The sequence below is a fragment of the Thalassospira marina genome (assembly GCF_002844375.1).
Lineage (GTDB): Bacteria > Pseudomonadota > Alphaproteobacteria > Rhodospirillales > Thalassospiraceae > Thalassospira > Thalassospira marina.
In genome coordinates this window covers 3,621,441-3,647,838 of the sequence record NZ_CP024199.1, presented here as the reverse complement: position 1 = coordinate 3,647,838, position 26,398 = coordinate 3,621,441, and the positions used below count along the sequence as shown (strand labels likewise).

The window sequence follows — 26,398 nt, the reverse complement described above, 5'->3', positions numbered from 1 at the left end:
CGTCCTGTTATCCGTATAAGGGGCCATACCCAAGTGATCCCCGTGGGAGAGTTCCGCGATCGTTTCACAGTGATGCGCGGACGCCGAAGGAGCAACCACCCCGGAAACTCTCAGGCATAATGGACCGCGGGGAGATGGGACTCTGGAAAGCAGGCGGCATGGCTTTTTCATGTGCGCCTCGCCGAAGATGTAAGCTGTTGCCCGGCGCACATTTGCGCCCGGTTCGGTGATTCTTTCAGGCTCCAAGACAGAGGGGGATGTGGTTGGCCACTGGTCGGCTATATTTCTCAACGACTGTCACGGAGAGCCAGATGGCGGACCCAAACGCTGAAAACCTGCTTAAAACAGCCCTTTATGATCTGCATGTGGAACTGGGTGCCAAAATGGTGCCTTTCGCAGGCTATGCCATGCCGGTGCAATATCCGCTGGGCGTGAAAGGCGAACATCTTCATACCCGTGCCAAGGCCGGCTTGTTTGATGTGTCGCATATGGGCCAGGTTCGCCTGATTGGTGAACACCGCGTGGCCGAGCTGGAAAAGCTTGTGCCCGGTGATATCGCCCTTCTGAAACCGGGTCGTACCCGCTATTCCGCCTTCACCAATGATGATGGCACCATCCTGGATGACCTTATGATCACCAATGCCGGTGAAAGCCTGTTTCTGGTGATCAATGCCGCCTGCAAGGATGACGATATTGTCCATATGCGCGCCAACCTTGATAACGGGGTTGAGTTGCTGGAACTGACCGATCGTTCACTGATGGCCCTGCAGGGCCCGGAAGCCGCAAATGTTCTGGCCCGGTTTGCGCCCGAAGTTGCGACCATGAAATTCATGTCCTTTGGCGAAATCGATATTGCCGGTATTCCCTGCTTTGTGACCCGTTCGGGTTACACGGGCGAAGACGGATATGAAATTTCCGTGCCGGATTCGGATGCCGATAAACTGGCCCGCCTGCTGCTGGCCGAAGACGAGGTAGAGGCGATTGGCCTGGGCGCACGCGATTCCCTGCGTCTGGAAGCCGGTCTTTGCCTGTATGGCAACGATATCGACACCACGACCACCCCGGTTGAAGGTGACCTGAACTGGATCATCAATAAACGCCGTCGCGAAGAAGGCGGTTTTCTGGGGGCCGACATCATTCTTGATCAGCTTGCCAACGGGGCTGATCGCAAACGCGTCGGGATTAAACCCGAAGGCAAGGCACCGGCCCGCGAACATACCGCTGTGCTGGACCAGGATGGAAACGAAATTGGCGAAATCACCAGTGGCGGTTTTGGCCCCACCGTGGATGCGCCGATTGCCATGGGCTATGTCGCAATTGAATTTGCGCAGCCTGGCACCAAGGTGGACCTGATGGTCCGTGGCAAGGCCCGCCCGGCGGAAATCGTCGCGCTGCCTTTTGCCCCGCATCGCTATTTCCGCGGCTAAGGCAGCTTTCGCTTCCAACCCGCACCAAGATTTACGCAGACAACCAAATTTGCAGGGACAAATCAAAATGGCTAAGAAATTCTCCAAAGAACATGAATGGCTGGAAATCGACGGCGATGTGGCAACCGTCGGCATTACCGACCACGCCCAGCAGGCACTTGGCGACATCGTTTATGTCGAACTGCCTGAAATCGGCAAAAAGCTGTCCAAGGATGGCGATGCCGCTGTTGTTGAATCGGTCAAGGCCGCCAGCGACGTTTACGCACCGGTTGATGGTGAAGTTGTCGAAGCCAACGAAGAGCTGGATGCCAACCCGGCACTGGTGAACGAATCGCCGGAAAATGATGGCTGGTTCTTCAAAATCAAATTGTCCGATGCTTCCCAGCTTGATGATCTGATGGACGAAGCTGGCTACAAGGCATTCGTCGAAGGTCTGGAGGACTGATGCGTTACCTTCCGCTGACCCAGGCTGACCGCGCCTCGATGCTTGAAACCATCGGTGCGGGCTCGGTCGATGACCTTTATTGCGATGTGCCCGAGGGTGCATTGCTCAAGGAACCGGTCGATCTGCCGCACCATCAGGGTGAAATGCAGGTCGAACGCGATATGGCGAAACTTGCTGCCAAAAACATGGGGACGGCATCCGCCCCCAGTTTCCTTGGCGCAGGTGCCTATCGCCACCACATTCCCGCAACGGTGGATTACATCATCCAGCGTGGCGAATTCCTGACCGCCTACACCCCCTATCAGCCGGAAATTGCCCAGGGTACCCTGCAATATCTGTTTGAATTCCAGACCCAGGTGGCCTCCATCACCGATATGGATGTTGCCAATGCGTCGATGTGGGATGGGGCAACATCCTGTGCTGAAGCCGTGCTGATGGCCTGCCGTGCGACCCGCCGTAAAAAGGCGGTTCTTTCGGGTGGTTTGCATCCGCATTACCGCGAAGTGACCGAAACCTATTGCCAGTACAGCGATACCCAGGTTGCCGGTCGTGACGGTCACCCGGAACACCAGGCCACTGCCGATGAACTTGATGATCTGATCGATGATCAGACCGCCTGTGTTGTCGTGCAGTACCCGGATGTTTTCGGCCGCCTTTCGGACCACACCAAACTGGCCGAAGCCTGCCATGCCAAGGGCGCGCTTCTGATTGTTGTCTTTACCGAAGCCGTTGCCTTTGGTGCGATCAAATCGCCGGGCAGCTTTGGGGCCGACATCGTTTGCGGCGAAGGCCAGTCCATTGGTAACGCGCTGGGTTATGGTGGGCCGTATGTTGGCCTGTTTGCCACCACCAGCAAACTTGTCCGTCAGATGCCCGGTCGCCTGTGTGGTGAAACCGTCGATCAGGATGGCAAGCGTGGTTTTGTGCTGACCCTTTCGACCCGCGAACAGCATATTCGCCGTGAAAAGGCGACATCGAACATCTGCACCAATTCGGGCCTGTGTTCGCTGGCCTTCACCGTGCATATGAGCCTTCTGGGCGAAGATGGCTACCGCAAGCTGGCGGCCATCAACCATGAACGCGCCGTCACCACTGCTGATGCGCTTGATGGCGTTGCCGGTGTTGAAGTGGTTAATGACAGCTTCTTTAACGAATTTACCGTGAAGCTGGCAAAACCGGCTGCCGAAGTGGTCGAAGCACTGGTCGCACGGGGTATTCTGGCGGGTGTGCCGCTGTCGCGTCTTTATCCGAACCGCGACGATCTGGGCCAGTATATGCTGGTTGCTGCAACCGAAACCAACACCGATGAAGACATTGCGGCCCTTGCCGCAGCCCTGAAGGAGGTGCTGGCATGACGTTTCAGACCCATACCGGCAATCGTGGCCTTGTCCTTGAAGAAAAGCTGATCTTTGAACAGGGTGAGCCAGGCCGTACCGGCGTTGATTTGCCCGATCCCGCACCGGTCAAAAGCCGCCTTGGTGGCCTTGCCCGTGCCGAAGACAGCGCAATTGGCCTTCCTGGCCTGTCCGAACCGCAGGTGGTGCGTCACTTCACCCGCCTGAGCCAGAAGAATTTCGGTATCGATTCCGGTTTCTTCCCGCTGGGTTCGTGCACCATGAAACACAATCCGCGCCTGAACGAAAAGGTTGCCCGCTTGCCCGGCATTGCCGATCTGCACCCGATGCAGCCTGAAAGCACCGTTCAGGGTGCGCTGGAACTGATCGACCAGTGCGCGCACTGGCTGATGGTTCTGACCGGTATGCCCGCCGTTGCCATGTCGCCTGCATCGGGCGCACAGGGCGAACTGTGTGGCATGATGGCCATTCGTGCCGCCCTGGATGCACGTGGTGAAAACCGTCGCCGTGTCCTGGTGCCGGAATCGGCCCACGGGACCAACCCGGCAACGGCTGCTGCCTGTGGCTTTACGGTGGACTCGATCCCCGCGACCGAAGATGGCCGCGTTGATCTGGCCGCCTTTGAAGCCAAGCTGGGCGACGATGTGGCCGGCATCATGCTGACCAACCCTAATACCTGTGGCCTGTTTGAACGCGACGTTCGCAAGATCGCCGATCTGGTTCATGCCGCTGGTGGCTATTTCTATTGCGATGGTGCGAATTTCAACGCCATTGTCGGCCGTGTCCGCCCGGCAGACCTTGGCATTGATGCCATGCATATCAACCTGCACAAAACCTTCTCCACCCCGCATGGCGGCGGTGGTCCGGGTTCCGGGCCGGTTGTGTTTTCCGAGGCACTGGCACCGTTTGCACCGATTCCCTATGTGGTCAAAACCGAAGACGGTTTCCACATGGTTGAAACGGCTGACGAAAAAGACGGCAACAAGCCGTTTGGCCGCTTAAAGGGTTTCCATGGTCAGATGGGCATGTTTGTGCGTGCGCTGTCTTACATGAAAAGCCACGGGGCCGATGGCCTGCGCCAGGCATCGGGTGATGCGGTTCTGAACGCCAATTACCTGCTGGCACGCCTGAAAACCAAGCTTAGTGTGGCTTTCCCTGGCTATTGCATGCACGAAGCCCTGTTTGACGATGATTTCCTCAAAGGGACCGGTGTTTCGACCCTGGACCTTGCCAAGGCGATCATTGATGAAGGCTTCCATCCGATGACCATGTATTTCCCGCTGGTGGTCCATGGGGCACTTTTGATCGAGCCGACCGAAACCGAAACCAAGGAATCGATTGACCAGTTCTGCGACGCGGTACTGTCACTGGTTGCCAAGGCAGAGGCGGGTGATTCGGAATTCTTCAAAAATGCACCCTATCTGACCCCGCGCCGGCGTCTGGATGAAACGGCAGCAGCGCGTAAGCCGATTTTGCGCTGGAGCCCTTCAAACGCTTGATCCGCAATGCTGCGGTGCGATTTTTTACACCCCGGTCACAAGGCCGGGGTGTTCTTTTTCAAGGGCTTGATCTTGAAAGCCGTTGGACTCGTCGCAATCTGGCCCCTTATAATCTGAATGCATTTGTGACTGACCGGTTCACCTGGGAAGACCGGACCCTAGAATGCGAGAGTGGGAGACCAGGGCACATTGCCCGCGGTGGAGGTATAAGACTGTTATGACGCGTCCCGTGCAGAAGATTTTTACAGCCGAACGACGTTTGCGCGAACGTCAGGGGGCTGTGGTCGAAGATTGGTCGGATTCCTTTTTTGATCCGTCGCTTGAAACCGGCATGGGGGCCGGTGACCTGCCCGCATCTTCCAGTCCGGCACCTGCCGCCCTGCCACCGGCCGGAAATGGTGGCAACAATCAGCAGATCCTCGATGAAATCCGTGCCATGCGGGCCGAAATGGCCCAACTGCGCAGCGCGATTGCCAATGGTGCCGTTATTGCCGGTGGCGATGGTGCTGCCAGTGGTGTCGATGGCGATATGCCGTCTGCTCTGGCCGAACCCGTGCGTGAAGAGCCGATGGATGTGCTGCCCGAACCGGTATCAAGCCGCCCGTCCCATGCCAACCGCCCCGGTGCCAGCGAACCTGACCGTGATGACCTTGAACTGATTCGCACCCAGATCGAGGAAATGAACGAACATATTCACAAGGCCAAAATCCAGATCGCGGCCCTGCGCCATCCCAAGGCAACCGATGACCGCCTCGTGACCGCCGCCAGCGAACTTGACGCCATCGTCAAGGATACGGAAATGGCGACCCATACCATTCTGGAATCGGCCGAACAGATCGACGATCTGGCAATGACGCTGAAAAATTCCGCCACCAGCGATTTTGTGGCCGATCACGTTGAACAGATCGCCTTTATCGTCACCAAGATTTTTGAATCCTGTAACTTCCAGGACATTACCGGTCAGCGTATCAACAAGGTGGTCAAGACCCTTGAATTCGTTGAAAAACGTGTCCACAACATGATTCTGATCTGGGGCGAGGACGCCTTTGCCGACCTGCCTTTGACCCAGGAAGAAGAAGACGTTGCCAAAGCCGAAGATGCCGACCTTCTTAATGGTCCGCAGATGGAAGGCGAGGGGATCAGCCAGGACGATATCGACAAATTGTTCGATTAACTCTTTTATTTCCTCCTGCGACTGCCAATATCGGGAATAGGTACACCCTTCTTAAGGGGTGGTCTTATAATGCCTTGGCATTATACAATATCCCGGAGGTAGTTGCCGCCCGACCGGTGGCATACCAAGCCGGTCAATAAAAAGTGGACAGTCGGGATGCGCCGGCGGTTCAGGAGGAAGAAAATTATGGCGTTCTGGTCATCAACCAAAACAAACGCGACCCAGGCCAAGGCACAGGACATCAAGTGGCGCGCAAGCCCGCGCGGCGATTATTTTCGCCTTTATATGCTTGATGATATCAGCGAGCTGAAAGTGGATGGCGTTGGGGGCGTGTATCTGGTCTGGCATGGCGGTGTCCGGCCGGGCTGGCTGCTGGCAGGAAGTTCCGGTGATCTGGGATTTGCGTTTCGCGAATTTCGGGAAGACCGTGAAATTCGCGATTACGAAGGGCGCGGCGGTGTTTTCATCAGCTGGTCGCCAATCAAATCCGAATTCCGCGATGGCGTGGTACATTTCCTTGCCCGCAGCATCAAGCCGGTTTTTGAATGCGACTTCAACAGCAATGAAGACGCCATTCCGGTCATGCTGCCGCGCTAACAGCCTTTCCCGGTACTGTTGATAAACCCCTTGTCCACCCACAGGTTTCCTGTGGGTTTGGTGGTTTTGTGCCGGGCGGTGGTTTGTTTTATCCGGCCTTAACAATAAACGTAAAACAGGCCGGTCCTTGCGCAGGACCGGCCTGTTTTATTTCTAATGCGTCCCGCATTTATGTTGCGGGGCGGTCACCTTTTGGGGCTTAAAGCGCGCCCAGCACGGCTTCGGCGCTGGAAACTTCAAACGCACCCGGTTCTTCAACGGCAAGGTGGGTCACGGTGTTGTCGTCAACAACCATGACATAGCGGTTGGCGCGCTCGCCAAGGCCTTTGCCGCGCAGGTCCAGCTTCAGGCCGGTTGCGTTGGTAAAATTCAGGTCGCCATCCGCCAGCATGGTTACGGCATCACCGACATTTTCCGACTTCGCCCAAGCCTGCATGACAAAGGCGTCATTGGTGGCCAGGCAGAAAATTTCGTCCACACCTTTTGCCGTGATTTCTTCGGCCTTGTTGATAAAGCCCGGCAGGTGCTTGATCGAACAGGTCGGGGTGAAGGCACCCGGAACGGCAAACAGAACAACCTTGCGGCCGGCAAACAGGTCTTTGCTTTGCACGGCTTCGGGGCCATCAGGGGTGGCACGGTGCAATACGACGTCGGGCAATGATGCGCCTACGGCGATGGTCATGACGTTTCTCCAAAATTTATGCCGCTTTTCGCGGGCAAGGATGACCGGTGTAAGGACCGGCGGATATGCTTTGCACCTGGCTAGAATGACTTAAAAAATCATTCCATGCCAGTGGCTTCCCAACAGGTGTGGGGCGTGGTGCTAATTTGCAAGTCCGCTGGTCGCCTGCGCGGCATTCAGGCCGGAAATAACCTGGTCCTTGCTCAGCAGTTCGGACAGTAAAATGCCATCCGGGGCCTTGGGGCCATAAATGGCATTAAAGGGAATGCCATAGCGGTCATATTTGGCGAGAAACGCCGCAATTTCGGGGTTGGGGCGGGTCCAATCCCCCTGCATCAGCACAACATTTTCGGCCAGCAGGGCCGGGCGCACATCGTCGGTATCAATCACCAGGCGTTTGTTGACCTGGCAGGTCACGCACCAGTCCGCGGTGATATCGACCAGCACGGTTTTGCCTTCGGCCACCAGCGTGTCGATCTTTTCCGGGGCAAAGGGCTGCCAGGGCAGGGCACCTTCGTCTTTGCTGTTACTGGCTGTGGTGTTGGTGACCGGGGTTACATGTGCGGGCGGGCGGGCAAAACCCGGCGCAAACAGCGCAGCAAGAACCGCCAGTGTGGCAATACCGGCCAGCATTGGTTTGCGGCGTTCATTGGTGGTTTTATGCCGCCACCAGATCAGTCCGCTTGCAAGGGCAAGACCGATGCCAACTGCAATTGCGCCATTGGTGCCGATCTGGTTTGCAAGCACGCTTAACAGCCAGATCGCCGTCCCCACAAGGGCCAGCCCCAGCACAAATTTGACAATTGCCATCCAGCGACCGGGACGGGGCAGCAAACGCGCAATTTCCGGGCGCGCCGCAATCAACAGATAGGGCAGCGAAAAACCAATACCCAGCAGGCTGAAAACCCAGAAAATATCAAAAACCGACCCGGCCAGTGCAAAGCCAACAGCCGTTCCCAAAAATGGGGCCGAACACGGGGTTGCCAGCAGGGTGGCAAACATCCCGGTCAGGAAATGGCCGCCCATGCTTTGTTTGCCAGCGCTGCCTGTGCGGATATTTTGCTGGTCAATGGCGTCATTGGCCATGTCATTCAGGCGGTTGGCGCTGATTTCAAACAGGCCAAACATATTGCAGGCAAACAGCACCACAATGATGGTCATGGTGGTTAAAAACAGCGGATGCTGGAACTGGATACCCCAGCCAATCGACCCGCCCGCCAGTTTCAAAATCGCCAGCGCCCCGGCAATGATCCAGAAGGACACCATAATGCCCGCCGCACTGGCAAGAAAACCGCGACGCGTGCCTTTGCGGTCCTGTGCGCTCAGGTGAATGGCGCCCATCACCTTGATCGACAGCACCGGCAACACACAGGGCATAACATTCAGGATCAACCCGCCCAGCAATGCCAGCCCGCCAATCACCCACCATGCGGTTTGCGATGATGATACAAAGCCTGTCTTGGCCGTGCTGGCGTTTGGTGCATTTGGGGCAGCCGTGGTTGCGGGCATGGCATTGGCAGTGCCGCTGACCATGCCATCAGCCGGGGCATCGCCAATGGTGGCGGGCTGTTCAATGGCAAGGTCACCAGCCAGCACGGTTACGGTCACATCACGCCCGGCAAAGCTTTCGGCCTTGGCGTTATTATGGATCGCAAGCTGGTAAATCGGCGCCCCCTGAAGGTTCTGGCCGGTTGCTACCGGGGCACCGAAACTGTCTGTCGGTTTGCCTTCAACCAGAATATCGGGTGTCACGCCCTCGGGAATGTCATGAAGGGCGACATTCAGGAAGCTGTCTTTATCCTTGCGGCTTTCCCAGATGCTGCTCACACCCAGCGGCAGGTTGGCCCCGGTCAGGGGCACCTTGGCAGCGAATTTTTCAATTTCATGCGCATGGCTGGAAATTTCGCCACGGTCCGCTGGCAAATCCAGCGTCAGGTTGGCCGTGGCGGGCACACAAATGTCGCTACACGCCAGGTAATCAACAGCCAGCTTCAGACTGACGGGTTCATTATTGTTCTGGACCGGCACATCGATCGGGAAAATCACACGGTCCTGATAGCCAAATGTTTCCAGCCCGAAAATGGAAAAGCGAAACGGTGCGGGCCACAGCATATTGATATTGGTTTCATCAATATTGGCAGAACCATCCCATTTGATGGTGGGGGGGAAACCGGCATCCCCCGCACTGCGCCAATAAACTTTCCAGTGCGGCTGCAGGGCAAATTCAAGGCCCAGGCGCAGGATATGCATGTTTTGAACCCCGTCGCGCGCGCTTAAAACCCGGACCGATGCAAATTCCTCGTCCTGCCAGTTGCTCTCGGCAGGGGCCGCCTGCACCATATGTGGCAGCAGGATCAACATCAACAGGGCCAGAATACGCTTGATCACGACAGTTATTCCCGGAAAATTGTCAGGCAGGCAGGGGTACGACGATGGGGTGTTCAATGCAAGCCACGAACATGTTACCGCACCGTTAACCGTGCCCATGCGTTACTGTTATGCAGGTTTACTGGTGCAGCCCGCTGATTATACCCATATGAAAATTGACAGGGTTTGATTAAGAACAGCGCGCACGAATAATTTGATACCCTGCATGGCAGAAAGCGCGTTAACAGGGTACTGTTACCTAATAGCGAACGAGGATGGCGGAAAATGGCAATTGCAGGCAGCGACGGAGAATATCTATCGGGCAAGCTACTGGTTGCAATGCCCGGCATGCGCGACCCGCGCTTTGCGCAAAGCGTGGTTTACCTGTGTGCGCATAACGAAGACGGTGCCATGGGCATTGTCGTAAACCGCCTGATCGATTCAATCACTTTCCCGGAATTGCTTGAACAACTGGGCATCGTGCGCCCGGCATCCACCATTTCCGATATCCAGGTGCATTTTGGTGGCCCGGTGGAATCGGGACGTGGTTTTGTGCTGCATTCCAACGATTTTCGCAATGACGCCACCCTGCAGGTGGATCGTGATGTTTCGGTCACCGCCACGGTCGATATTCTGGAAAATATCGCCCTTGATAAAGGCCCGCATAACAGCATTCTGGCGCTTGGCTATGCAGGCTGGCGCAGTGGCCAGCTTGAAACCGAAATTCGCGCCAATGGCTGGCTGCATGTCGATGCCGACCCGGAACTGCTTTTTGCCACCGATTGCGAGGATAAATGGCAGCGCGCCTTTGCCAAGCTGGGCTTTGCACCCGAACTTCTTTCTGGTGAAGCAGGCCACGCATAAACCGTGATCTCACGACAGGCCATCAGGCTGCAGGAAAACGAATAATGGGGGCGCCGCAAGCTGACGGCGCCCGTTTTGTTTGTTGTTTATGGCCGCTTAACGGGCATTGGCCCGGGTGACAAAGCTGGCAAGTTCCGCATTGAAGCGGGCCGGTTCCTCGAAAAAGGGGCTGTGCCCGCTATTTTCAAAAACCGAAATCTCGCTATCTGGCGCAACGGCCTTTAACCGCTCGATCATATCCATTTTCACCAGCCGGTCATGGCGCCCCTGGCTTAGAAGGATTGGCCCTTTGAACGCCGCAAAATACGGTTCCAGATTGGTCGTTTCTGTTTTCAGCACCCCTTCATAAACGGCGGGTTCGGTCATGCCGTTAATCACCAGCATTTCACGCATTTCCGCTGGTGTCGGGGCTTGATGAAAACAGGCCGCCAGGAAATCGGCCGTGGCAACCGCGCGGGTCTCCAGGTTTTTGGAGGTTGTCGTTGCGATGAAATCGATGGTTTCCTTGTAAAAAAGATCGGGCGACAGGTTTGACACCGGGTCCACCAGGTCAATCCCGGCAAGGGCGCTGCCACCATATTTCTGCAAATAGGCACCCACCACATAACCGCCCAGCGACCAGCCCACCAGAACCGGGCGGCGCAGTTTTGCGCCCTTGATCACGGCTTGCACATCCTCTGCCCAGCGGTTTGCGTCGGAATAGGCATCAAGTGTTACCGGCTTGTCGGAATTGCCATGTCCGCGCAAATCAAACGTCACAATGCGAAAACCCGACAATGACGGGTCATTAAGCTGTTTTTCCCAGCTTAGATGGCTTTGGCGCAAACCGTGGATCAGCAAAATTTCCGGTGCGCCGGGCGCACCCTGTGCTGTTACGGCCAGGCTGGTGCCATCTGACGATGTCACACGAAACGACTCCCGGTTTACTGTTGTCTGACTGGTGGAAAGCGCAGGTGATGCCTGTGTTTGGGCGAATGTCGGCGCGGGCATGGCGGGCAGGGCAAGCAGGCCAAGTGCGATGGCAAACAATCCGAATTTGGCGGATTTTGGCGGTTTTGACAGGGTAAGCATTGGTATCTCCATATTGTTTAATGATCACTAATCAACATGGTTGACTTTTTCCGTCAAGTATTGTTTATTGATCGCTATGAAACCTGCTGAAAAATCACAAGGGGGCCGCCCCTGGAGCTTTGATCGCGAACAGGCCGTGGAAACGGCCATGCGCCTGTTTTGGCGTTATGGCTATGAAGGCGTGTCTGTTGGCGATTTGACCAAGGCCATCGGCGTTGCCCCGCCCAGCCTTTATGCCGCCTTTGGCAACAAGGCAGGCCTGTATGGCGAGGCCCTTCGCCGATACGAGGAACATTATAGCTCGCTTGATCTTGCCAGCGTGAAAAAGGCGGCCTCTGTTGCCGATGCCGTCCGTGGTATGCTTGAAAACGCGGTTGCCGCCGTTACCGACCCGGCCCGTGAAGCAGGCTGCATGATCTCAAGCGGTATGGTTGCCTGTCACCCGGGCCTGCAGGATCTCGCACAGGATGCCGCCCATCGCCGCGATGTGATGCTTGATGCCATTGCCGCTGCCTTTGCACCCCTGCTGCCCGATGCCCCTGCCGCCCATCGTCTTGCCCGTTATCTGAGTGCGATTATGCAGGGCATATCCATCCAGGCGCGCGATGGTATCGCGCGCGATGAATTGCTGGCAATTGTCGATGATGTTGTCCTGGGTCTTGATGCCCGTCATCTGGATGCCGCCCGGCATTAGGCAAAATGCCCGCCCGCCAGTCATCGGGGCCATTTCGGTGCATGCGCGCTAGCGGATGCTGATATGCTTTGCTAGGTAATCCAGTAAGACACGCATGCGCAGCGGCATTTGCCGCTGGCCGACAAAAACGGCGTGGATTTGCTCAAATTCCGGTTCGGCAGCGTCACCCAGCAATTCGACCAGTCGCCCATCGGCAATATCCTGCCCGACATGGAAAAGTGCTAACCGGCCAATGCCCACCCCGGCAAGGGCAAGCTGGCGCATGGTTTCCCCATTATTGACCTGGATATTGCCAATTCGGCTGCTGGCATCTTCATCGCCCTTGGTCCCGACCATCCATTGTTCCTGCGGGCGGCGGAAACTGAAATTCAGGCAGTTATGGCCGTGCAGGTCATCGGGGTTTTCGGGCAGGCCTTTGCGCGCGATATAATCGCGCGATGCGATAATCACCCGGCGGCTGATGCCAAGTTTGCGCGCCAGCAGGCGGGAATCGCGAAGGGCGCCGCTGCGAATGGCAATGTCGGCCCGTTCATCAAGAATATCGATGACATTGTCGGTCAGGCTAAGATCGATGGTGACTTCGGGGTAGCTTTCCAGAAAACCGGCCAATACTGGCACCAGCACATGATTGCCAAAGGGAATGGTCGCATTGACCCGAATGGTGCCACGCGGTGTGGCGCTGTCATGGGCCAGGCGGGCCTCAAGCTCGCCAATATCTTCAAGAATGCGGCTGGCATCGTGGTAATAGGCGCTGCCTTCACGCGTCAGCTTCAGATTGCGGGTTGAACGGACAAATAACTGCGCTCCCAGCCGTTCTTCTAACCGGGCAATCAGCTTTGCCACGGCTGATGGCGTTAATTGCAGTTTGCGTGCTGCGGCCGAAAAACTGCCCGCATCGGCAACATGCAGGAAAACTTCCATCTCGCCCGAACGGTTGGGTAACATTTGCGAATTAATTTCCAAACTTATTGTAATTCGCGAATTATAGTCACACCCGGCGAAAAAGGCCATAGTGCAAGCCATGTAAAGTATCACTCAAAAGGCTTGAATATGCCCCTAGCTATCTATGCGCTTGCCGTCGGTGCCTTTGGCATCGGCATGACGGAATTCGTCATTATGGGCTTGCTGCTTGATGTTGCGCGCGACCTTGATGTGTCGCTGTCAAGCAGCGGGCTTCTTGTTACCGGCTATGCCCTTGGCGTTGTGGTCGGTGCGCCTGTTTTAACCGTGTTCACCGGAAAATGGCGGCGTAAAAACGTGCTGCTGTTTTTGATGGCGGTGTTTATTGCCGGTAATTTCCTGTGTGCTATTGCACCAGATTACACCACCCTGATGCTGGCCCGCATTGTTGCGGCCTTTGCCCATGGTGCCTTTTTCGGCATTGGGGCAGTGGTTGCCACCGATCTCGTGGCAAAGGAAAAAAAGGCATCGGCCATTGCCATCATGTTTACCGGGTTGACCGTTGCCAATGTGCTGGGCGTGCCCTTTGGCACCTGGCTGGGCCAGATGTTTGGCTGGCGGGCGACCTTTGATGCCGTCACGGTCATTGGCATTATTGCCCTTCTGGCAACCGCCTTTCTGGTGCCGCGCGATGAAAAACACACCACCATCGATGTTGCCGCCGAAACCCGCGCCTTGTTACGCCCGCAGGTATTGCTGGGGTTGGCCATTACGGTGCTGGGTTTTGGTGGGGTCTTTACCGCCTTTACCTTTATTGCCCCGCTTCTAACCCAGATCGCCGGTTTTTCCGATGCGGCGGTATCGCCCATTCTGCTGCTGTTTGGTGTGGGCCTGTTTTTTGGCAATCTGTATGGGGGCCGCTTTGCTGACCGCCATTTGATGGCAACGCTGGTGGCATCACTGGTGTTTTTAACCGTCGTTCTGGTGGTGCTGACCTATGCGCTTGATAACCAGATATTCGCCGTGATTACGGTGGGGATTTTGGGCGCGGCGGCCTTTTCCACCGTGCCGCCTTTGCAAATGCGCGTGCTGGCCAAGGCCGAGGGGGCGCCAAGCCTGGCATCATCCATCAATATCGCGGCCTTTAACCTGGGGAATGCCGGTGGGGCGTGGCTGGGTGGTGTTGCCATCGATCACGGGCCGGGCTTGCCTGGTGTGCCGCTGGTGGCGGCGGCCATTACGGTTGGCGGGCTTGTTCTGGCGGGTATCAGCTGGTGGCTTGATAAATCCCCCCGTCAGGCGATGAACCCGGTAACGTCTTCATCCTGATGGTGGCCTGATTTTTCAGGACGAGACAAATAATCAAAAAGGGGCGGCCGATAACCCAGTCGCCCCTTTTTCCGTGTTATGGATGCTTAAATTACGCGGGTTACAAAGCCTGATCGAACAATCCGCGCATATTGCTGGCATCAAATTTGTGGATATCGGCCTGTAATTTACCGTCCCATTTCGCCATCAGGGCGACGGTTTCAGGTTTTGCCAGATGCGCGCCAAGGGCGGGCTGGTCACGCCAGCGTTCGGCAACCACAACCTGGCCCTGTTCTGCGTCCTTGAGGGCAACGGCATAATGATAGCACCCGCTTTCATCACCGATTACGGGTGTTATGGCCTGAATATCATCCATAAAATTCCCAACATCTGCAGGCGGGATATGGATATGTCCCAAAATAATGATCATGGTTTTATCCTTGTTGATATGGGGCGGCTGGTTTGGTCGCAGGGCAAAACCTGAAATCAGGCAAACATCATCCGTTAACGGCACAGGTTCTGTGTCGCTTGGTATGTGTTTGCTTGTTGGGGTTTTCCTGTTCCGGGCCTACTTTTTCCCGCGCTTTGGGCCGGGTTTAACCCGCACGCAAGGTACCCGCCTGCCGGACTTGGGCGTTATCTGGCGTTATTTAACGTCCAGAACGATTTTGCCCTGGATGTGGCCTTTGGCCGCGCGTTCGTGGGCTTTGGCTGCATCTTCAAGGGCAAAGCTGCTGTCAATCACAACCCGGATGCTGCCGTCATTCAGCAAATTGCCAATTTCGGCCAGTTGCGCCCCGCTGGATCGGACCTGCGTTGCGGAAACGCTGATGCCGCGTTTTTCTGCCTCGGCCCCATCGGCAAAGCCCAGCGGATAAATCGGAAACAGCGCACCACCCCGTTTCAGGCTGCGCAAAAAACGGCCCGTTGTTGGCCCGCCCAGCGCATCAATGACCAGATCAAGATCATGGGCGACGTCTTCCGGGGTGGTTTTGGTGTAATCGATAAATTCATCCGTCCCCAGGTCGCGCAGCAGGGCTTCATGGCGGCCCGATGCCACGGCAATCACATGGGCACCTTCGCGCTTGGCAATTTGCAGGGCAAAATGTCCAACCCCGCCAGCCGCCCCGTTTACCAGCACCTTTTTGCCCGCCAGCGGCACCGGTTTATGGGCAAATTCCTGTAACGGGTTGGGGGCATCGTGGCCCAGATCGATCAAAAACTGCCACGCGGTTAAAACCGACATCGGTGCGGCTGCAGCCTGCTGGTGGCTGATAGCGGCGGGTTTGGGGGCCAGTTCGCGGGCTGGCACACTTACATATTGGGCATAGGCACGGCTGTTGCCTGCCAGTCCGTCGGGGAAACGCACCATCGCATAAACGTCGTCACCAACGGCAAATTCACTGACGTCCTCGCCAATTGCGGCGACTTCACCCGAAATATCGGTACCCAAAATAACCGGAAAGCTGACCTCGGGCTGCCATTCCGGCGGCAGCATTTTATAGCCTTCGCGCAAATACCAGTCTGGCGGGTTAAGGCCGACGGCACGGGTTTTGACCAAAACCTCCCCCGCGCCAATTTTCGGCATTGGGGCATCTTCGTAAACCAGCATTTCCGGCCCGCCAAAGCCATGCTGGCGCACTGCTTTCATTGTGCTGCTCATGGTTCCTTTTCCTTGTCCTGAAAATATGATACTCCTAATCGGAGCGCTGATCCACATAAACGGATCACTGTTCCGTTTGTCAAGGGCGGCAATGTCTATTCGTGCTTCACGCGGTGGAACTGGCCGTGCTGACTGATGCTGAAATTCGTGGGAAGTCCCTGTAAAACCCGCTTATTCTGGAAGGGGGCCGTTGGTGCGCGTTCCGGGAAACTACCAGGATAAATTTGATCTGGCGGTGGGGTTTGCCTGGGATAGGCCGCGAATTTCTTGAGTGTGGCCCTGTTTCGCATTAGGGATTTGCCGTCACCGTTTCGCTGCTTGCCAGGGGCGAACCAACCGGAAATCGACAAAGGAAACATGCTTCATGCGTGCCGATGCCAAAAAGAACTATGACCACCTGCTGGTGATTGCGCGTGACGTGATTACCAAACAGGGTGTCGATGCGTCACTGCGCGATATCGCGCGGAAGGCCGGGGTTGGCATGGGAACGCTTTACCGTCATTTCCCGACCCGCGAAGACCTGCTGGAAGCCCTGTTGCGCACCCGGTTTGATGAATTGACCGAACTGGCACGCGGCTATGCCAATAATGATAAACCCGATGCGATGCTGATCGCCTGGCTGCACGACATTGTCGCGGTTACACAAAATTATAGCGGCGTTATCGCTGTGATGGTCGCAGCCATTGCAGCACCTGATTCCGCCCTGCATGCATCCTGTGTGGCGATGCGCGCTGCTGGCACGCAGCTTCTGACCAATGCCCAGCAGGTCGGGCTGGCGCGCAAAGATATTGATGGCACCGATCTGTTTGCCCTGATCAGCGCGCTGGGCTGGCTGGGCGACCAACCAGCACTGGCCCCACGGGCGGAACATCTTTTTGGTGTGATTGCCGGTGCCATCCTGACCAACCCGGCATCAATTGATGCGCTCGTCAAAACCCTGCCGCCCTCATCGATAACGCCGCAGGACCGTAATGAGGCGACCCCGGAAACCTGATTGGGCCAATTGCTTGTGTTGCTTGCCACAGCAGGCATAGGTGCGCGGGGCGGTAACACGGTATTACCCATTTCGGACGCAACAGCCCCAACGCAATTGTGTCAGGCGCTGTTTTCTGCGGCTATTCCCGTCCATTCGGGCCTTTATCAATCTGCCCCGGCCAGTCCTTAAACAGCCGTTTTGATCTTTTGTTTCTTGCGCTGGTGATAGGTCAGGGCAGCACGCAGGCACAAAACCAGCGGCCCTTCGGGCAGGGGTGCTTTGGCCGGAATAACCAGCGCGCGATTACCTTCAAAGATAAAATCATCGGCAAAATGGCTTCTGAAATCGCTGATCAGGGTGGTTTGGCAGTTTACAAATACTGCACAGCGGTCAGGGGCGGATTTGGTGGTGCCCAGACGGATGGTGGTGCCACTGCCGGTGGCCTCGGTCAGGTAGGCTGCTTCACCCCATTTCAGTGTTTCTGTCAGCGGGCCTACGCCCGGTATATCTGCTGCCGTTGTGAAAATAAGGGCGCGTATTTGCAGCAGCCGTGCGCCCACATCTGCCGGGTAGCGCGCAAATGTCCCGCTTAATGCGGCAGGCAGGGCAGGGATCGACATTTACGGCCTCCTTGGCAGTTTGTCACAAGCCTAAGCCATCTGGCATGGGCTGTTAAGCCTCGTGGCCGTCCTGCCCCTGCATCTCCTGCCATGGGTGGCAGGAGGGCGAAACCTGGGCGACCCTGGATGTTAAATAGGGCGGAGGTGGACAGACAGGAGAGGGCGGGCAGCATACTGGCACTCGTACTGTCATGAACAGCCGCACCGGCACCCACACATCGCCTTATCGCATCCTGCATGCCGGCCAATACCGCTGCGGCAATTACGGTTGATGCCGGGAAGTGGATCAGGCAGTTTATGGGCAACAAAAAAGGCAGCGCCCGGTTAGGGGAACGCTGCCTTGATGGGGTGGATTGTCGTTTAGTCGAACAGGGCGTCGATTTCGTCCTGCGAGAAAATCTGGTCGATTTCCGACTGGTTGTTCTTTTCCTGGTTCGCCGGTGCACGGGTAACCGTCTTGTCGAGATTGTCGAGACCTTTGGGATCTGGCGGCAGATCGAATTCGTCGAAATCTTCCTCGCCCCAAATCTCGATCACGCGATTAACGCGTTCCTCGATATATTTCATCGTATTGACGACTTTGGTAATACGCTGGCCGGTCAGGTCCTGGAAGTTACAGGATTCAAACACCTTGACCACCAGTTCCACGATATCGTCTGCCAGGCCCTGAACATAATCGTCGGTGGCGCTGGAGCGGATATTATGGGCAACCGAATCGATATTTTCGACATTTTCCAGAATGTTGGCCGTGGCTTCTTCGGTGGCCTCAACGATGGAATCAAGCTCGCCCTTAACGATGTTAAGGCGCGTCCCGCTGTTATCATCGGGCGCGGTATAAAGGGCGGCGATTTCCTTTTTCGTTTCCTGGATCGAATTGGCAAGTGCGCGAATTTCGGTTTTCAGCATCCGCAATTCGTTACGGGCATCGTCCTGCTCTTCGGGTTCACGGACAAGCTTCTTCTGCTCGTCAATCATGATCCGGATGTCAGAGAGCAATTCCAGCTTCAGGTCTTCAATCGCGTTATGCAGGGTTGACAGGTCCGGCCCCGTACCCTGCGCCTGACCGGCACCATAATTGGCGGGTTCGGGCAGCGACACGATATCGCTCATATGTTCCAGCTTGTTTAACAGCCGCATTTCGGCGGTGAACAGCTTCTTTTGATTTTGACGAGCCATAGGCAAACCTCAATAGCGAAAATCTGTCTTAACTATACTTTACTATACCTAAGCGCGGGTTCCGAACATCTTTGGACCGGTCATTGCAGGTGCATCTTTCCGTCGTATCAGGGGATGCACAAGCCAGGGTTGGTCGCCTGTCATGCTTTGATAATGGGGAAAGCTGGCGACAAGTAAAGAGATCACTGCCGGTAAATTTTGCAAAAAATACCGACATCCCGGCCTTGAAAAGCACCATACGACCTTATACCGGCCCTAACCCTACCGATAGGGGCGGATTTATCGTGCTGGTTGCGATTGTCAAAATTCGGGCCCGAACGGCCTTTTTACCATAAAAATCGGTATTTGCCCCGTGTTTCTGCGGCTTTTGCCTGCAAATACATCCAAATGTCATCAAATCCGGTGCTTTGGCCGGGTGGGCATGCTGTTTGCGATGGGAAACGGATCAATCAGCAGCACGAACGGCTGCGCCGGGCCGGGCTGATTTGCAATGCGAAAAATATGCAGGGGAAATTACCGATATTGTCGGGCCTTTTTCCATCCCCGGCGCCGAATTAACGACGCGATGATAAAATCACCGGACGATTCGCGAAAGTTTTACGCGTATTCCGGCAAAACCATACCAAATTATGTTGATTGCAGGTTGCGACGCGGCGCAACGCCTCTGGGGTGAATTAAATAAATTCAGAAAAATTTTGTAGTTGCATTGCGATACGCGCCCCGCGCACATTGCTTTGTAAGCTTTGGCTACCGCAGGGCGATATCGCGGTGCGGTCGCTGTGGTTGGGTTGCTTTGGGGGGAATATTCCTTTTGATCCATAGGTTTAAGTTTGGAAAAATCCTGAAATCAGCTAAAACCCTATGAGGAAACACAAAATTTATTTGTGCAACGCAGCAAGGTTTTTTGTGGAACAGGTTGAAAAGATAAGCTATTTGCCACGCATGCCGATATGCTTGGCATATCAGGATAATAGAATTAGTCTTAGCTAATTAGTTTATAGTTTTGATGTCCGGACCGATCCGCGGTCCAATGTCATGGCGGGTCATTTTCGGGGAGCGATCGGGCCTTCCCGATCGGAAATATGTCACGCTGTTCGGCGTTGCCGAAAATGGCACTAATGCCTTGAGTTGTAATGCGAGGGGGCAGATTCGCATGTCGATCAAGATGCTGTTTCCCATTTTGTTGCTGGGATTGGCAGTTCTGACGGGACTGGATTCATCTGCGGTTGCCGCAGTGGGCCAGCCCGAGCCCTGGCAGCTGGGTCTTCAGGACGCAGTTTCGCCAGTGGCGGTTGAGGGCCATAAGTTTTTCACCTTGCTGGTCTGGCTGATGACGGCTGTCGTCATTGTCGTTCTGGCGCTGCTGCTTTATGTGCTGTTCCGTTTCAGCAACAAGCGCAATCCGAAGCCGTCCAAAACCACACACCACACCCTGCTTGAAGTGGCGTGGACGGTGGTTCCGGTCCTGATCCTTCTTGTGATCGCCATTCCGTCCTTCCGCCTGCTGTATTACGCAGACCATGTCGAAGAAGCCGACATGACGCTGAAAATCATCGGCAAGCAGTGGTACTGGACCTACGAATATCCCGATAATGGCGATTTCACCTTTGACTCGCTCATGCTCGATGAGGATGCAGCCGTTTCCGAAGGCAAAAAACGCCTTCTCGATGTGGATAATCCCGTTGTTCTGCCGGTCGACACCGACATTCGCCTGCTGATGACGTCCGAAGACGTGATTCATAGCTGGGCGATGCCGTCGCTGTTCATTAAACTTGATGCCGTCCCGGGTCGTACCAACGAAACCTGGACCCGCATTCCGGCCGAATATGCCGGGACCACGTTCTATGGTCAGTGTTCTGAGCTGTGCGGTGTCAATCACGCCTATATGCCGATTGCGGTAAAGGCCGTGACCAAGGAAGAATATGCAGATTGGGTCAAGCAGGCTCAGGAACAGTTTGCATCGGCAACCCTGCCGAACGCTGTTTCCGTTGCCTCGGCCGAGTGAGGGAGAGTTCAATGGCTCATGCTGATACACATGCGCATGATCACGATCATACGCCGGGTTTTTTCAGCCGCTGGTTCCTGTCGACCAACCATAAGGATATCGGATCGCTGTATCTGATTTTCTCGCTGGTGGCAGGTCTGATTGGCGGGGCGTTTTCGGTTTGGTTCCGCATGGAACTCGCGCATCCCGGAACCCAGATCATCGAAGATCACCAGTTTTTCAACGTACTTGTGACCGCACACGGCATGATCATGGTGTTCTTCGTTGTCATGCCCGCCATGATCGGTGGTTTTGGCAACTGGTTCGTGCCGATCATGATTGGCGCACCGGACATGGCGTTCCCGCGTCTTAACAACATTTCCTTCTGGCTGCTGGTTCCGGCATTTCTGCTGCTGGTTCTTTCGGCAACCGTCGGGGCAGGGGCCGGTACCGGCTGGACGGTCTATCCGCCGCTTTCAAGCGTGCTGGGCCATCCGGGCGCATCGGTCGATATGGCTATTTTCGCCCTTCACCTTGCGGGTGCCAGCTCGATCCTGGGCGCTGTCAACTTCATCACCACCATTTGCAATATGCGCGCACCGGGCATGACCCTGCATAAAATGCCGCTTTTTGCCTGGTCGATGCTGGTGACGGCATTCCTGCTTTTGCTGGCGGTTCCGGTTCTGGGTGGTGCGATCACCATGCTGCTGACCGACCGTAACTTTGGGACGTCCTTCTTTGATCCGGCCGGTGGCGGGGACCCGATCCTTTATCAGCACCTGTTCTGGTTCTTTGGCCATCCCGAAGTTTACATCATGATCCTGCCGGGCTTCGGCATCATCAGCCACATCATTTCCACTTTCTCGCGCAAGCCGATTTTCGGTTATCTCGGCATGGCTTATGCCATGGTGGCGATTGGTGTTGTCGGCTTTATCGTGTGGGCGCACCACATGTATACCGTCGGCCTGGATGTTGATACCCGTGCCTACTTTACCGCTGCGACCATGGTTATTGCGGTGCCGACCGGGGTCAAGATTTTCTCCTGGATTGCAACGATGTGGGGCGGTTCGATCAGCCTGCGCGCACCGATGCTCTGGGCGATCGGCTTTATCTTCCTGTTCACCGTTGGTGGTGTGACCGGGGTTATCCTGGCGAACTCGGGCATGGATCTGCCGCTGCACGATACCTATTTCGTGGTTGCGCACTTCCACTATGTGCTGTCGCTGGGCGCTGTTTTCTCGATCTTTGCCGGTTTCTATTACTGGTTCGGCAAAATGACCGGTTACGAAATTTCGGACCTCGGTGCGAAGATTCACTTCTGGTTCTTCTTTATCGGCGTGAACATGACCTTCTTCCCGCAGCACTTCCTCGGGCTGGCTGGCATGCCGCGTCGTTATGCCGACTATCCTGATGCGTTTGCGGGCTGGAACCTTGTTTCATCCTATGGTGCGTATATCTCGTTTGCTGCGACGATTTTCTTCCTTGGTGTGGTGGCACACGCCTTTATTCGTGGTAAGAAAGCGGCCGCAAACCCGTATGGCGAATATGCCGACACCCTTGAATGGACTGTCAGCTCGCCGCCGCCGTTCCATACTTTTGATGAACTGCCGCGCATCAAGTAACCATGCGATCTTTTGTCTTTCGCCGGGGTGATCCGGCGAAAGACAACCACCAAAGCCAGAAAGAAGACCGCGCCTGTCATGAGCAAGACCGCACTTGATCAGACACTGACCCTGGACACCGTCCCTGCCATGCCGGTTTCGACCGTGCGTGACTATTTCACGCTGTTAAAACCCGGCGTGATGACGCTTGTCGTATTTACCGGTGCCGTTGGCCTGCTGATCGCGCCTGGCCATATTCACCCGTTTCTGGCCCTGGTTGCCATTGCCTGTATTGCCGTTGCCAGTGGTGCGGCGGCATCGATCAACATGTGGTATGATCGCGATATCGACATCCACATGAAACGCACCATGAACCGGCCGATCCCGGCAGGTAGGGTGCCGGCCGATGAAGCCCTGTCGCTGGGGATTCTTCTGTCGATTGTGTCGGTAACCGTCATGGCGGTTGCCATCAATCTGGTTGCGGCGGCCCTGCTGGCCGTATCGATCGGGTTTTATGTTTTTGTTTACACCATGTGGCTGAAACGCCGCACGCCGCAAAACATCGTTATTGGTGGGGCGGCTGGTGCGTTTCCTCCCATGATTGGCTGGGCGGCGGTTACGGGCGGCATCGACCTTAATTCGATTGCGCTGTTCATGATCATCTTCATGTGGACGCCGCCGCATTTCTGGGCGCTTGCCCTGTTTCGCTGTGGGGATTACGCCAAGGTTGGCGTGCCGATGATGCCGGTGGTGGCTGGTGATATGGCAACGAAAAAGCAGATGCTGTTTTACACCATCCTGCTGCTGCCTGTAACGCTGGTGCCGTATTTTACCGGGCTTCTGGGCGTGTTTTATGCCGCGACCGCGGCCATGACCGGGCTTTGGTTCCTGCGCCATGCGATCCGTGTTTTGCGCAATGCCGAGGAAAAGGCACCGCAAAAGATGTTTGGCTATTCGATCCTGTATCTGTTTGTGCTGTTTGGCGCGATGGTGGCCGATATCTGGCTTGAGGGTTTCATCGCATGACCGAACAACCAAAAATGACCGAAGAAGAACTCGCCGCGTTTTATGCCAGCCGCAAGCGCAAAAACTGGGTTCTTCTGGCGATCCTGACGGGACTTGCCGTTCTGTTTTTCGTGATCACCATCCTGAAGATGAGTGGCTGAAAACATGACGCGGCGAAAACGCAAAAACCAGGAAAACCGCAGAAAGATCGGGGGATTGATCTTTTGGTTTGCGGCGATCGTGGCGGGCGGATTTGCCGGATACAAATTTGCACTGGTTCCGGGGCTGTTTGATGATGGCCCCGGCATCAGCCCGGTGGCTGGCACTGCGCAAGATGCATTGCCTGCGAAGGCAGCGCAGGCAGATGTCGCCGGGGCGGACGGAAAAATAACAGGGGCCAATGCCCCAAAGGGCGCAACACCACTGGGTGAGGCGCCATCGGGCCGGGTGATGCCGGCCAGCGTTAAAACGAATGAAAAAGCCACGGCGCCCGATGCAGCCGTTGGCACAGGGAAGATCAAGATATCCTTTGGCGGCACGTCAGACCCGTCAATGGATTGGGATTTCGCCCCGGAGCAGGCCTCGATGATCGTGCCGCTGGGGGAAAACAGGTTGGCATTTTATGCCGCCCGGAACAGGTCGGACAGGGTTGTGACCGGCGAAGCCGCCTATAGCGTCACCCCGCTCGAAGCAGGGCAATATGTCAGCAAGCTGGCGTGTTTCTGTTTCGATGCCCAGCGCCTGGAACCGGGACAGAATGTGGATATGCCGATCAGCTTTTTTGTTGATCCGGCCATTGCCGAAGATCCGGCATTACGTGGATTGACGGAAATAAAGCTGTCTTTTGCCTTTTACGCCGTGAAAACGGCCGCCCAGGTGGAAGTCAGGTCCAGTGAAAGCGGAGGCTGATCTTATGGGCCAGCATTCGGGATTGAGTGGTTTGACAAGTAATTTATTTAAGGACTGAGGGGGGCGAGCAATGAGTGATCACGCTCAGAAACATCCGTTCCATCTGGTAGACCCAAGCCCGTGGCCGATGGTCGCATCGCTTTCGGCGGGCCTGTTTACCGGTGGCATGGTCTATTTCATGCATTCTGACCGCATGCTGACCGACTTCTGGCTGGCCGCAATCGGCATTGCCGGTATCCTGTTTGTGATGTTCCGCTGGTGGGGCGATGTGGTGCGTGAATCCCGCATTTACCACAACTCGGTCGTCCAGATCGGCCTGCGTTACGGCATGTCGCTGTTCATCGCATCCGAGGTCATGTTCTTTGTCGCGTTTTTCTGGGCCTTTTTCCAAAGCGCGCTTCTGGATTTCAACCCCGCGATCACCGAATGGCCGCCCGCAGGCATCGAAGTTCTTGATCCGTGGGACCTGCCTTTCATCAATACGCTGATTTTGCTGCTGTCGGGCTGCACCCTGACCTGGGCGCACCATGCCTGCCTCGAAGGCAACAAAAAGCATATGGTGCAGGGCCTGGCGATTACGGTTCTGCTCGGTATTTCGTTCCTCGCCTGCCAGGCTTACGAATATCACCATGCGGCCTTTGCCTTTGATGATGGCATCTATCCGTCCACCTTCTACATGGCGACCGGTTTCCACGGCTTCCACGTTTTTGTCGGTACGGTGTTTCTGGCGGTTTGCCTGTATCGCGCCAATCGCGGTGATTTCAAACCGGACCATCATTTCGGCCTCGAAGCTGCCGCCTGGTACTGGCACTTTGTTGACGTGGTCTGGCTGTTCCTGTTTTTCTCGGTTTACATCTGGGGCGGTTGATAAAACCGCCACAGTTTGAAGCCCCAAACGGTTTGCTGGCCTGACAGGTAAAAGCACCCCATGAATCTGGATTATTATCCACCCCTTTCCCCCATTCGCACCGGCCTTGCCTGCAAGTGCCCGCGCTGCGGTGGGGGAAAGCTTTTTTCAGGGTTTTTAACGGTGCGCGAAACCTGCGATGTTTGTGGCCTTGATATGCGTGGCCATGATGCGGGGGATGGACCAGCCGTTTTTATCATTTTCATTCTGGGCTTTCTGGTGGTCCCCCTTGCCTTATGGGTGGAATTGACGTACCAACCGCCCTTGTGGCTGCATGTGGTTTTGTGGTTTCCGACCGTCATCGGCATCACCCTTCTGCTGCTGCGGCCCTTGAAGGGGGTGATGGTTGCCCTGCAATACCGTCACCGGTCGACCACGGAACAGGACTAGGCCCTTTATGGCGATTTTAAAAACGCGGCCCACGGTCGCCATCTCGGTTACGGCCGGTCTGGCCTTGCTTGTCTTGCTGGCTTTGTGCGTCTGGCAGGTTGAACGCCTGTTCTGGAAAGAAAACCTGATCGCCGAACGCGAAGCCCGCGCCAGCCTCGCCCCGGTTGAATTCCCCGTCGATGTGACCAAAACCGACCCCGACCTTGCCTTTCGGGCGGCAACCGCGCATGGCCGTTTCCTGCATGATCAGGAAATGTATCTGATGGCGCGGACCATGCAGGGCAGTGTTGGCTATCAGGTGATCACGCCGCTTGAACAGGCCGATGGCCGCATCATCCTGGTTAATCGTGGCTGGGTGCCCGATGACAAACGCGACCCCGCCACCCGTGCCGAAGGCGAAGTTGCCGGCCAGGTGGACGTCACCGGCGTTATCCAGATCGCACGCCCCCGCCATTGGGCACAGCCCGAAAACGACCCGCTGAAAAACCAGTGGTTTTACGTTGATCCGCCCCGCATGGCCGAAGAAGCCGGGGGGGAACTGGCATCGCCCTATTATCTTGAAGCCGATGATACACCCAATCCCGGCGGCCTGCCCAAAGGCGGCCAGGCGCGTGTAGTACTGCCCAACAACCATTTGCAATATGCCATTACCTGGTTTTGCCTTGCGGTTGCGCTGGTGGTTATTTTCATCGTTTATCATCGCCGTCCGCCCGCATCCTGAGCGGTTTGAACTTGCGGCCCCCCCTGCTGGCAGACTATTTTTCAATCTGATTGTGAATCGCAA

Annotated in this window: 26 protein-coding genes and 2 riboswitches; of the genes, 18 read left to right on the top strand and 8 right to left on the bottom strand. The window is 55.9% G+C overall.

All coding sequences use genetic code 11. The features are described from left to right. The first annotated feature begins 33 nt into the window (after window positions 1-33). Window positions 34-137: riboswitch (glycine riboswitch) on the top strand. A gap of 3 nt (window positions 138-140) precedes the next feature. Continuing rightward, window positions 141-253, top strand: a riboswitch (glycine riboswitch). Between the two features lie 58 nt (window positions 254-311). From gcvT to CSC3H3_RS16620, 6 genes are all read left to right on the top strand, one after another. Then, complete coding sequence (gcvT, locus tag CSC3H3_RS16645) at window positions 312-1,427, top strand: glycine cleavage system aminomethyltransferase GcvT (protein ID WP_101285559.1); 1,116 nt, start codon at window positions 312-314, stop codon at window positions 1,425-1,427. 67 nt (window positions 1,428-1,494) lie between these two features. Beyond that, window positions 1,495-1,872 carry a glycine cleavage system protein GcvH gene (gene gcvH, locus CSC3H3_RS16640; protein ID WP_101266462.1) on the top strand — a complete coding sequence of 126 codons (378 nt, stop codon included), beginning with the start codon at window positions 1,495-1,497 and terminating at the stop codon, window positions 1,870-1,872. Beyond that, window positions 1,872-3,227, top strand: a complete 1,356-nt coding sequence (gene gcvPA, locus CSC3H3_RS16635) for an aminomethyl-transferring glycine dehydrogenase subunit GcvPA (protein WP_101266460.1) — start codon at window positions 1,872-1,874, stop codon at window positions 3,225-3,227. Before gcvH ends, gcvPA begins: the two co-directional genes overlap by 1 nt. Beyond that, window positions 3,224-4,726 (top strand): aminomethyl-transferring glycine dehydrogenase subunit GcvPB, encoded by a 1,503-nt coding sequence (gene gcvPB / locus CSC3H3_RS16630; RefSeq protein WP_101266458.1) that lies wholly within the window; start codon window positions 3,224-3,226, stop codon window positions 4,724-4,726. Before gcvPA ends, gcvPB begins: the two co-directional genes overlap by 4 nt. 217 nt (window positions 4,727-4,943) lie before the next feature. Further along, on the top strand, window positions 4,944-5,900 hold the full coding sequence (locus CSC3H3_RS16625) for a protein phosphatase CheZ (protein ID WP_101285558.1): 957 nt from the start codon (window positions 4,944-4,946) through the stop codon (window positions 5,898-5,900). A 186-nt stretch (window positions 5,901-6,086) separates the two neighbouring features. Further along, window positions 6,087-6,497: a hypothetical protein gene (locus CSC3H3_RS16620; protein WP_245881154.1), complete on the top strand. Its 411-nt coding sequence runs from the start codon at window positions 6,087-6,089 to the stop codon at window positions 6,495-6,497. A 199-nt stretch (window positions 6,498-6,696) separates the two neighbouring features. Here the strand turns inward: CSC3H3_RS16620 and CSC3H3_RS16615 are convergent, their stop codons facing one another. Beyond that, complete coding sequence (locus tag CSC3H3_RS16615; RefSeq protein ID WP_101266455.1) at window positions 6,697-7,179, bottom strand: peroxiredoxin; 483 nt, start codon at window positions 7,177-7,179, stop codon at window positions 6,697-6,699. 141 nt (window positions 7,180-7,320) lie between these two features. Next, window positions 7,321-9,567, bottom strand: a complete 2,247-nt coding sequence (locus CSC3H3_RS16610) for a protein-disulfide reductase DsbD family protein (RefSeq protein WP_245881153.1) — start codon at window positions 9,565-9,567, stop codon at window positions 7,321-7,323. Window positions 9,568-9,831: 264 nt separating this feature from the next. Between CSC3H3_RS16610 and CSC3H3_RS16605 the strand changes: the two genes are divergently transcribed. Then, the gene (locus CSC3H3_RS16605) at window positions 9,832-10,410 is read left to right on the top strand and encodes a YqgE/AlgH family protein (protein ID WP_101266453.1); all 579 of its coding nucleotides are present in this window, start codon (window positions 9,832-9,834) and stop codon (window positions 10,408-10,410) included. Between the two features lie 96 nt (window positions 10,411-10,506). Here the strand turns inward: CSC3H3_RS16605 and CSC3H3_RS16600 are convergent, their stop codons facing one another. Then, window positions 10,507-11,481, bottom strand: coding sequence for an alpha/beta fold hydrolase (locus CSC3H3_RS16600; protein WP_215907518.1), 975 nt, complete (start codon window positions 11,479-11,481; stop codon window positions 10,507-10,509). Window positions 11,482-11,557: 76 nt separating this feature from the next. Between CSC3H3_RS16600 and CSC3H3_RS16595 the strand changes: the two genes are divergently transcribed. Next, window positions 11,558-12,175 (top strand): TetR/AcrR family transcriptional regulator, encoded by a 618-nt coding sequence (locus CSC3H3_RS16595; protein WP_101285556.1) that lies wholly within the window; start codon window positions 11,558-11,560, stop codon window positions 12,173-12,175. Between the two features lie 48 nt (window positions 12,176-12,223). On the opposite strand, the gene CSC3H3_RS16590 is transcribed toward CSC3H3_RS16595, so the two are convergent. Beyond that, the gene (locus CSC3H3_RS16590) at window positions 12,224-13,120 is read right to left on the bottom strand and encodes a LysR family transcriptional regulator (protein WP_172963440.1); all 897 of its coding nucleotides are present in this window, start codon (window positions 13,118-13,120) and stop codon (window positions 12,224-12,226) included. A 105-nt stretch (window positions 13,121-13,225) separates the two neighbouring features. Between CSC3H3_RS16590 and CSC3H3_RS16585 the strand changes: the two genes are divergently transcribed. After that, window positions 13,226-14,404, top strand: coding sequence for an MFS transporter (locus CSC3H3_RS16585; protein ID WP_101285554.1), 1,179 nt, complete (start codon window positions 13,226-13,228; stop codon window positions 14,402-14,404). Between the two features lie 100 nt (window positions 14,405-14,504). On the opposite strand, the gene CSC3H3_RS16580 is transcribed toward CSC3H3_RS16585, so the two are convergent. Beyond that, complete coding sequence (locus tag CSC3H3_RS16580) at window positions 14,505-14,813, bottom strand: putative quinol monooxygenase (RefSeq protein WP_157831936.1); 309 nt, start codon at window positions 14,811-14,813, stop codon at window positions 14,505-14,507. 216 nt (window positions 14,814-15,029) lie between these two features. Continuing rightward, window positions 15,030-16,046, bottom strand: a complete 1,017-nt coding sequence (locus CSC3H3_RS16575; protein ID WP_101285552.1) for an NADP-dependent oxidoreductase — start codon at window positions 16,044-16,046, stop codon at window positions 15,030-15,032. A gap of 364 nt (window positions 16,047-16,410) precedes the next feature. On the opposite strand from CSC3H3_RS16575, the gene CSC3H3_RS16570 reads away from it, so the two are divergent. Next, entirely contained in the window at window positions 16,411-17,040 is a 630-nt protein-coding gene (locus tag CSC3H3_RS16570) for a TetR/AcrR family transcriptional regulator (RefSeq protein ID WP_101285551.1), read from the top strand. 167 nt (window positions 17,041-17,207) lie between these two features. Here the strand turns inward: CSC3H3_RS16570 and CSC3H3_RS16565 are convergent, their stop codons facing one another. Next, entirely contained in the window at window positions 17,208-17,642 is a 435-nt protein-coding gene (locus tag CSC3H3_RS16565; protein ID WP_101285550.1) for a DUF1801 domain-containing protein, read from the bottom strand. A 360-nt stretch (window positions 17,643-18,002) separates the two neighbouring features. After that, window positions 18,003-18,818, bottom strand: coding sequence for a hypothetical protein (locus CSC3H3_RS16560; RefSeq protein WP_101266441.1), 816 nt, complete (start codon window positions 18,816-18,818; stop codon window positions 18,003-18,005). Between the two features lie 1,153 nt (window positions 18,819-19,971). Between CSC3H3_RS16560 and coxB the strand changes: the two genes are divergently transcribed. From coxB to CSC3H3_RS16520, 8 genes are all read left to right on the top strand, one after another. Next, the gene (gene coxB, locus CSC3H3_RS16550) at window positions 19,972-20,823 is read left to right on the top strand and encodes a cytochrome c oxidase subunit II (protein ID WP_101266438.1); all 852 of its coding nucleotides are present in this window, start codon (window positions 19,972-19,974) and stop codon (window positions 20,821-20,823) included. 11 nt (window positions 20,824-20,834) lie between these two features. After that, the gene (ctaD, locus tag CSC3H3_RS16545) at window positions 20,835-22,424 is read left to right on the top strand and encodes a cytochrome c oxidase subunit I (protein WP_101266437.1); all 1,590 of its coding nucleotides are present in this window, start codon (window positions 20,835-20,837) and stop codon (window positions 22,422-22,424) included. A 78-nt stretch (window positions 22,425-22,502) separates the two neighbouring features. Next, window positions 22,503-23,429, top strand: a complete 927-nt coding sequence (locus CSC3H3_RS16540) for a heme o synthase (RefSeq protein ID WP_101266435.1) — start codon at window positions 22,503-22,505, stop codon at window positions 23,427-23,429. Then, complete coding sequence (locus CSC3H3_RS24470; protein ID WP_157831935.1) at window positions 23,426-23,569, top strand: hypothetical protein; 144 nt, start codon at window positions 23,426-23,428, stop codon at window positions 23,567-23,569. The genes CSC3H3_RS16540 and CSC3H3_RS24470 overlap by 4 nt, the downstream gene beginning before the upstream one ends. A gap of 55 nt (window positions 23,570-23,624) precedes the next feature. After that, the gene (locus CSC3H3_RS16535; RefSeq protein ID WP_245881152.1) at window positions 23,625-24,317 is read left to right on the top strand and encodes a cytochrome c oxidase assembly protein; all 693 of its coding nucleotides are present in this window, start codon (window positions 23,625-23,627) and stop codon (window positions 24,315-24,317) included. Window positions 24,318-24,387: 70 nt separating this feature from the next. After that, window positions 24,388-25,185 carry a cytochrome c oxidase subunit 3 gene (locus CSC3H3_RS16530; RefSeq protein WP_101266433.1) on the top strand — a complete coding sequence of 266 codons (798 nt, stop codon included), beginning with the start codon at window positions 24,388-24,390 and terminating at the stop codon, window positions 25,183-25,185. 60 nt (window positions 25,186-25,245) lie between these two features. Beyond that, window positions 25,246-25,614: a DUF983 domain-containing protein gene (locus CSC3H3_RS16525; protein WP_101266431.1), complete on the top strand. Its 369-nt coding sequence runs from the start codon at window positions 25,246-25,248 to the stop codon at window positions 25,612-25,614. A gap of 7 nt (window positions 25,615-25,621) precedes the next feature. Further along, a complete protein-coding gene (locus CSC3H3_RS16520; protein WP_101285548.1) occupies window positions 25,622-26,335 on the top strand; it encodes an SURF1 family protein in 714 nt (237 codons plus the stop codon). Window positions 26,336-26,398 lie beyond the last annotated feature (63 nt).

What these genes read in the sequence shown, in the direction of transcription:
- gcvT (WP_101285559.1), top strand. Translation starts at nt 312, where the DNA reads ATGGCGGACCCAAACGCTGAAAACCTGCTTAAAACAGCCCTTTATGAT.
- gcvH (WP_101266462.1), top strand. Translation starts at nt 1,495, where the DNA reads ATGGCTAAGAAATTCTCCAAAGAACATGAATGGCTGGAAATCGACGGC.
- gcvPA (WP_101266460.1), top strand. Translation starts at nt 1,872, where the DNA reads ATGCGTTACCTTCCGCTGACCCAGGCTGACCGCGCCTCGATGCTTGAA.
- gcvPB (WP_101266458.1), top strand. Translation starts at nt 3,224, where the DNA reads ATGACGTTTCAGACCCATACCGGCAATCGTGGCCTTGTCCTTGAAGAA.
- CSC3H3_RS16625 (WP_101285558.1), top strand. Translation starts at nt 4,944, where the DNA reads ATGACGCGTCCCGTGCAGAAGATTTTTACAGCCGAACGACGTTTGCGC.
- CSC3H3_RS16620 (WP_245881154.1), top strand. Translation starts at nt 6,087, where the DNA reads ATGGCGTTCTGGTCATCAACCAAAACAAACGCGACCCAGGCCAAGGCA.
- CSC3H3_RS16615 (WP_101266455.1), bottom strand. Translation starts at nt 7,179, where the DNA reads ATGACCATCGCCGTAGGCGCATCATTGCCCGACGTCGTATTGCACCGT.
- CSC3H3_RS16605 (WP_101266453.1), top strand. Translation starts at nt 9,832, where the DNA reads ATGGCAATTGCAGGCAGCGACGGAGAATATCTATCGGGCAAGCTACTG.
- CSC3H3_RS16600 (WP_215907518.1), bottom strand. Translation starts at nt 11,481, where the DNA reads ATGCTTACCCTGTCAAAACCGCCAAAATCCGCCAAATTCGGATTGTTT.
- CSC3H3_RS16595 (WP_101285556.1), top strand. Translation starts at nt 11,558, where the DNA reads ATGAAACCTGCTGAAAAATCACAAGGGGGCCGCCCCTGGAGCTTTGAT.
- CSC3H3_RS16590 (WP_172963440.1), bottom strand. Translation starts at nt 13,120, where the DNA reads ATGTTACCCAACCGTTCGGGCGAGATGGAAGTTTTCCTGCATGTTGCC.
- CSC3H3_RS16585 (WP_101285554.1), top strand. Translation starts at nt 13,226, where the DNA reads ATGCCCCTAGCTATCTATGCGCTTGCCGTCGGTGCCTTTGGCATCGGC.
- CSC3H3_RS16580 (WP_157831936.1), bottom strand. Translation starts at nt 14,813, where the DNA reads ATGATCATTATTTTGGGACATATCCATATCCCGCCTGCAGATGTTGGG.
- CSC3H3_RS16575 (WP_101285552.1), bottom strand. Translation starts at nt 16,046, where the DNA reads ATGAGCAGCACAATGAAAGCAGTGCGCCAGCATGGCTTTGGCGGGCCG.
- CSC3H3_RS16570 (WP_101285551.1), top strand. Translation starts at nt 16,411, where the DNA reads ATGCGTGCCGATGCCAAAAAGAACTATGACCACCTGCTGGTGATTGCG.
- CSC3H3_RS16565 (WP_101285550.1), bottom strand. Translation starts at nt 17,642, where the DNA reads ATGTCGATCCCTGCCCTGCCTGCCGCATTAAGCGGGACATTTGCGCGC.
- CSC3H3_RS16560 (WP_101266441.1), bottom strand. Translation starts at nt 18,818, where the DNA reads ATGGCTCGTCAAAATCAAAAGAAGCTGTTCACCGCCGAAATGCGGCTG.
- coxB (WP_101266438.1), top strand. Translation starts at nt 19,972, where the DNA reads ATGTCGATCAAGATGCTGTTTCCCATTTTGTTGCTGGGATTGGCAGTT.
- ctaD (WP_101266437.1), top strand. Translation starts at nt 20,835, where the DNA reads ATGGCTCATGCTGATACACATGCGCATGATCACGATCATACGCCGGGT.
- CSC3H3_RS16540 (WP_101266435.1), top strand. Translation starts at nt 22,503, where the DNA reads ATGAGCAAGACCGCACTTGATCAGACACTGACCCTGGACACCGTCCCT.
- CSC3H3_RS24470 (WP_157831935.1), top strand. Translation starts at nt 23,426, where the DNA reads ATGACCGAACAACCAAAAATGACCGAAGAAGAACTCGCCGCGTTTTAT.
- CSC3H3_RS16530 (WP_101266433.1), top strand. Translation starts at nt 24,388, where the DNA reads ATGAGTGATCACGCTCAGAAACATCCGTTCCATCTGGTAGACCCAAGC.
- CSC3H3_RS16525 (WP_101266431.1), top strand. Translation starts at nt 25,246, where the DNA reads ATGAATCTGGATTATTATCCACCCCTTTCCCCCATTCGCACCGGCCTT.
- CSC3H3_RS16520 (WP_101285548.1), top strand. Translation starts at nt 25,622, where the DNA reads ATGGCGATTTTAAAAACGCGGCCCACGGTCGCCATCTCGGTTACGGCC.